We start from the raw sequence: 5392 nt of genomic DNA, 5'->3' as shown, positions 1-5392 counted from the left end.
TTTAAATACCATCTGGGAGGGGCCGGAGACCTTGCCGCTACCAGTCGAAATCGAGGATCCGCAGCGATGGATAGACCGGGTGCTGTAGCCCAGTTACAAAGGGCTGCAGAAGAATTCGCGCGTATCAAGCTCGATTGCACCGATCGGTGGTCGGTGGGACTGTCCGGTGGACCCGATTCGCTGGCCTTGACCGCGGTTGCTGCCCGCTTACGCCCCACCACGGCGTTGGTGGTAGATCACGGCTTGCAGCCCGATTCGGCAGCTGTTGCCGAAACCGCGCGACAGCAAGCGATTTCGTTGGGATGCGTGCACGTCAAGGTTCTTCGGGTTCAGGTGGATCCACCGTATGGCGTCAAAGGGGGGCCGGAGGCCGCTGCGCGCACGGCGCGCTATTCCGCGTTGGACGTGCATCGCGAGGGCCCGGTGTTGCTGGCGCACACACTCGACGACCAGGCCGAGACGGTTTTGCTGGGTCTGGGCCGCGGGTCCGGGGCACGATCCATCGCCGGGATGCGCCCGTACGATCCCCCCTGGTGCCGGCCGCTGCTTGCGGTGCGGCGCGCCGTGACCATCGCCGCGTGCGAGGAGCTGGGCTTGGCAGTCTGGCGGGATCCGCACAACGACGACCGCCGGTTTACCCGGGTCAGGCTGCGCACCGAGGTCCTCCCGCTGTTGGAGGATGTGCTCGGCGGCGGCGTCGCCGAAGCTCTGGCCCGCACCGCGACCGCGTTGCGCGAAGACAGCGACTTTATCGATGGGGCCGCCGCCGAGGTCTTGCCGGAGGTCTCGGTTGCCGACGGCCTGGATGTCGGAACACTGAGCACGTTGCCAGGGGTGTTGCGACGCAGGGTTATTCGTGGCTGGCTACTGGCCGGCGGGGCGACCGGTCTCACAAGCAAACACATTCGCGGAGTAGACCGGCTGCTCACCGGCTGGCACGGTCAGGGAGGGGTGGCCGTTGGCTCCGAATTGCGAGGCCAGCGGGTTTTCGCCGAGCGACGTGCCGGCGTGCTGAAGATGCGCCGGGAGGCGACCTGAGCTCCGCGTTGGTTGTTGACGGGCCGGCGTGGCAGGCTGTGCTGGTGACGGTGGAGCTGTACCCGGGCGATATCAAGTCGGTGCTGCTCACCCGGGAGCAGATTCGGGAGCGGATCGCCGAACTGGGCCGGCGGATAGGCGAGGATTATCGCGATTTGGCGGCCACCACCGGGCAGGATCTGCTGTTGATCACCGTCCTCAAAGGCGCGGTGCTGTTCGTCACCGATCTGGCGCGCGAGATTCCACTGCCCACCCAGTTCGAGTTCATGGCGGTCAGCTCCTACGGTCATTCGACGTCGTCGTCGGGGGTCGTGCGGATCCTCAAAGACCTCGACCGCGATATTCACGGCCGCGACGTTCTGATCGTCGAGGATGTCGTGGACTCGGGTCTGACGCTGTCGTGGCTGACGCGCAACCTGCACAGCAGGAATCCGCGCTCCCTACGGGTATGCACGCTGCTACGCAAACCGGATGCGCTGGCTGCCGCTGCCGACATCACCTACGTGGGCTTTGACATTCCCGACGACTTCGTCGTCGGGTACGGACTCGACTACGACGAGCGCTACCGCGACCTGCCCTATATCGGAACGCTGGACCCGCGGGTTTATCAGTAGCTAACGCAGTTCCCAGACGGCGGTCACCGACAAGCTCACCGTTTGCTGGCCGGGCTCCAGCGGAACCGCCAGTTCGGCGCGCAGTGCCGGACCGTCTCCGGGATAGGTTGTCGGGCCGGTGGCTTCGGAGAGGGACAGCACGTTGCCCAGTTTGAGACCGGCGAGCCGGGCATATTGCTCGGCACGGTCCTTGGCGTCCTCGAATGCTCGGGCCCTGGCGTCGGTGACCAGCTGTGAGTCGTCGGCGATCGAGTAGTCGACCGAGGCGATCCGGGTGGCGTCGCCGCCGGTGCTGACGATCAGAGCCAGCAGTGTCGACGCGGTGTCGGTGGGGTGGATCTTGATCTCGATCCCGTTCTCGGCACGATAGCCGGTGATTGTCGCGGGCCCGGCAGGATCGGGGGTGCTGTACTGGGGACGCAGGCTGACCTGCGTGGTGCGGATGTCCTTGCGGTCGAGCCCGGCGTCGATCAGCGCGTCGATCACCGCTTCCTGACGTTCGCCGGTCTGATTCATCGCGGTGGAGGCGTCGTCCGCGGTGAACTCGATCGTGACGTTTGCCCGCAGGGTGTCCGGGACTCCCTGGACCTGCCCGGTGCCGTTCACCGTGACCTGGCGGGTAGTGGTTCCGGGCGCCGGGGCCGCTGTGCGGGAATCACACGCTGTCAACGTGAGGAGCGTCAGGCAGGCGGTCGCCGAGGCGACCGAACTGCGGACGAGTCGTGGTGTGCTGCATCGAAACCGCATGACCGGCACCTTAGTCGCCCCCGCGCACAGCCGGTCAGCCCGACTGGGTTCGGCCGGGGATATGTCGAGATGTTGCGCGGGAGATGAATAGTTATCTACCCCCTAGTGAACAACCTGTGTGAAGCCTGTTTTCGGGCTCCTCGGGGTGTCCGAGGTGGCATAGGCTGCCGCTGGACAGCCGATCGACGAAGGTGTCATCGATAGCTGGAAGCCGATGCTCTGACAAGACGTCGAAGGAGGACGTGTCATGTCGATCATGATGGCCGAAACTGACGAATTGGCCGACGCCGCGGGGGAGCTGTGGTCGATCAACGCGATGCTGCGCGCCGGGAATTCGGCTGCGGCGGGCCCCACGACGGCGGTGATGCCGGCAGGGTCGGACCTGGTTTCGCTGTTGACGGCGTCGCAGTTCGTCAAGCACGCAGAGGTTTACCAGACGATCAGCACCCAGGCTGCGGCAATTCAAGAGCAATTGGCCGCCACACTCGGGCTGAGCGCCGGTTCGTATGCGGTAACCGAAGCCGCCAACAGGGCGCTGATCGGATAGCGGCGAATCATGGATTTCGGACTGTTGCCGCCGGAGATCAATTCGGCGTTGATGTATGCCGGGGCCGGATCGGGGCCGATGCTGGCCGCCGCCGCGTCCTGGGAGGGTCTGGCAGCCGAGCTGCAATCCGTGGCATCTGCTTACAACACCGTTGTCGGCAACCTGATGGACGGGCCGTGGCGGGGGCCGTCCGCAGCCTCGATGGCGACCGCGGCCATTCCGCAGATCGCCTGGCTGAGCACCACCGCGGAGCTGGCACGGGAAGCCGGGGCGCGGGCTGTGGAAGCGGCGGCCGCCTACGAGGTGGCGTTCGCAGCGACCGTCCCGCCGCCGGAGATCGCAGCCAATCGGGCGCTGCTGGCGGCCTTGCTGGCCACCAATTTCATCGGCCAGAACACTGGGGCGATCGCGGCGGCCGAAGCCCAGTATGCGGAGATGTGGGCGCAGGACGCGGGGGCGATGTACGGCTATTCGGGGGCTTCGGCGCAGGCTACGTCGTTGGCGCCGTTCGCTCCGGCACCGGCCGCGACAACGGTGAACGGGGTGGGTGCTCAGCTCAGTGCGACAGCCGCCGCGACCGGTGCGGCCGCCAGCGCTCAGAGTGTGTCCGCGGTGCCGGACGCGCTGATGGCACTGGCCGGTCTGACCGACGGTGTGCCCTGGCTCCAGGATCCGCTGGCCGTGCTGGGTGTCACCGAGACCGCCTGGAACGTCAACGGCGACGGCATTGTGGTGGCCGGAGCCCTCGGCGACGTGTTGGAGGCGGTCACCGGCTCGGCGACCCTGGATGCGGGTTCGCTGATCGACGGATACGCCGAGATGATCTCCCCCATCAGGTTGTTCGCCACCACGTTCCAGACGATGCAGGGCATCGGGACCAATTTCGGGACGATGAGTCAGGGTGCGGTCGACGCGGCCGGAGCTGCGGCCAGGGCGTTGCCGTCGGCGTTGCCGTCCGCTCTGCCCAATATCGGCCAGTCCATCAGCGGGGCGGTTGGTCAAGCGGCGTCGGTCGGGGGCCTCAAGGTGCCGGCGGCTTGGGCCGCTTCGACCGCACCGGTGAACCCGGTCAACGTCGCGCTGAGTACTGTCGGCGGTGCCGCGGCGGCCGAGCCGGGTGCCAGCGCCTTCGGTGGCATGCCGGTGATGTCCGGCGCAGGCGCGGCGCGCGGCGTGTCGAACTTCGCGGCCCCGCGCTACGGCTTCAAGCCGACCATGATCGTGCAGCCACCGTCGGGCGGTTGACGATCTACAACTGTAGAACCCGGCTGCGCACTGGTGTTCCGGGCCGGTCTGGTTCGGCGGTGCGATCCGATTCGACGGCCGTGCCTCAGTTGTCCCGGTTGGCCTGATCAGCCCGGTCTGGCCGGTCAGACCTGCTTTTCCGGCAGGCCCCGGCTGCCCCGGCCTGTCTGGTCTGCCCAGCCTGCCTGGCCTGCCCGGTTTCTCCGTCGTCGTCTTCCCCTGTGTTCCCGGCATCCTCGCGGGTGAAGTGTCGTTCGGGGTGGTGGAAGTTGTTGACGCGGGGTTGGTCGGTGTCGAGGTGTGGGGGTGGGATCCATTCGGTGTGGCCGCGGCTGTTTTTTCGGGTGGTCCAGCCGTTTTCTGCCAGGCGGTTGTGGGGGCCGCAGGCCAGGGTGAGGTCGTTGATGTCGGTGCGCCTGGTTTTGGTCCAGCCGGTGACGTGGTGGACTTCGCAGTGGGCGGCGGGGGTGTCGCAGCCGGGTTTGGTGCAGCCGCGTTCGCCGGCGTGCAGGACCAGGCGTTGGAATTCTGAGGCGAAGCGTTTGGTGTGGTAGAGCGCTTTGGGTTTTTCGTCCTCGAAGACGACCAGGTAGCAGCGTTGGAAGCTGGCGTAGTGGAGCAACTCCGAGATCGGTAGGCGGGTGCCGGTGGAGGTCAGGCCGGTAGGGCTGGGGCTGGGACTGGGACTGGGGCTGGGGTTGGGACTGGGACTGGGGCTGGGGCTGGGGTTGGGGCTGGGGTTGCCGGTGGCGTGGGCGGCGGCGGCTTCGAGGTCGGTGATGGTGGTAGTGACGATGACGGTGACCGGTAGGCCGCGGTGGGTGCCGAGGTCCCCGGTGGCCAGCAGTTGGCTCAGGCGGGCCTGTCGCGCGTCGTGGTTGCGTTGGGCCGGGCTGCGGGTGTCACGGCGGGCGGCTTGGGGGTCGTCGCCGGCCCCTGACCCAGCCCCGGCCCCAGCCCCGGCCCCCGCGCCCTGGCCGGCTCCATCCCCGTTCCCCGTCTGCTCCCCGTTCCCAGCCCCAGCCCCAGTCCCGTTCCCGTCCCCGTTCGGCCCCGCGCCCTGGCCCGCCCCGGTCCCGGTGCCGGCCCCAGTTGCGGTCTTGTCGGCGGGGTTGTTGATGCCGGGGGCGGCGTATTTGGCGCACAGGGCTTCGATGGCGGCCCGCAACTGCGGGGTGATTTTGCCGGTGATGGTCGACAT

General features: G+C 67.5%; 7 protein-coding genes. 5 read left to right on the top strand and 2 right to left on the bottom strand.

Translation table 11 applies throughout. The features are described 5' to 3' along the window. From ACK5M9_RS01060 to hpt, 3 genes are all read left to right on the top strand, one after another. Positions 1 to 88, top strand: an 88-nt coding sequence (locus ACK5M9_RS01060; protein ID WP_416891358.1) for a hypothetical protein, incomplete at its 5' end; no start/stop codon positions are given. Continuing rightward, entirely contained in the window at positions 67 to 1038 is a 972-nt protein-coding gene (tilS, locus tag ACK5M9_RS01055; protein ID WP_416891355.1) for a tRNA lysidine(34) synthetase TilS, read from the top strand. The genes ACK5M9_RS01060 and tilS, both read left to right, overlap by 22 nt. Further along, positions 1035 to 1652: a hypoxanthine phosphoribosyltransferase gene (gene hpt / locus ACK5M9_RS01050; protein WP_416891357.1), complete on the top strand. Its 618-nt coding sequence runs from the start codon at positions 1035 to 1037 to the stop codon at positions 1650 to 1652. The genes tilS and hpt overlap by 4 nt, the downstream gene beginning before the upstream one ends. Here hpt and ACK5M9_RS01045 read toward each other — a convergent pair whose 3' ends face one another. Continuing rightward, positions 1653 to 2399, bottom strand: coding sequence for an SIMPL domain-containing protein (locus tag ACK5M9_RS01045; protein WP_416891354.1), 747 nt, complete (start codon positions 2397 to 2399; stop codon positions 1653 to 1655). It lies immediately after the preceding gene. Positions 2400 to 2646: 247 nt separating this feature from the next. Here ACK5M9_RS01045 and ACK5M9_RS01040 point away from each other — a divergent pair, with 247 nt between their 5' ends. Continuing rightward, on the top strand, positions 2647 to 2946 hold the full coding sequence (locus tag ACK5M9_RS01040; RefSeq protein ID WP_416891353.1) for a PE family protein: 300 nt from the start codon (positions 2647 to 2649) through the stop codon (positions 2944 to 2946). Positions 2947 to 2952: 6 nt separating this feature from the next. Further along, entirely contained in the window at positions 2953 to 4191 is a 1239-nt protein-coding gene (locus ACK5M9_RS01035; RefSeq protein WP_416891356.1) for a PPE family protein, read from the top strand. A gap of 85 nt (positions 4192 to 4276) precedes the next feature. On the opposite strand, the gene ACK5M9_RS01030 is transcribed toward ACK5M9_RS01035, so the two are convergent. Further along, on the bottom strand, positions 4277 to 5392 hold a 1116-nt coding region (locus ACK5M9_RS01030; protein ID WP_416891352.1), incomplete at its 5' end, for a DUF222 domain-containing protein.

Source organism: Mycobacterium sp. (assembly GCF_047975165.1).
Taxonomy (GTDB): Bacteria; Actinomycetota; Actinomycetes; order Mycobacteriales; family Mycobacteriaceae; genus Mycobacterium.
This window is presented reverse-complemented; position numbering and strand designations above follow the sequence as displayed.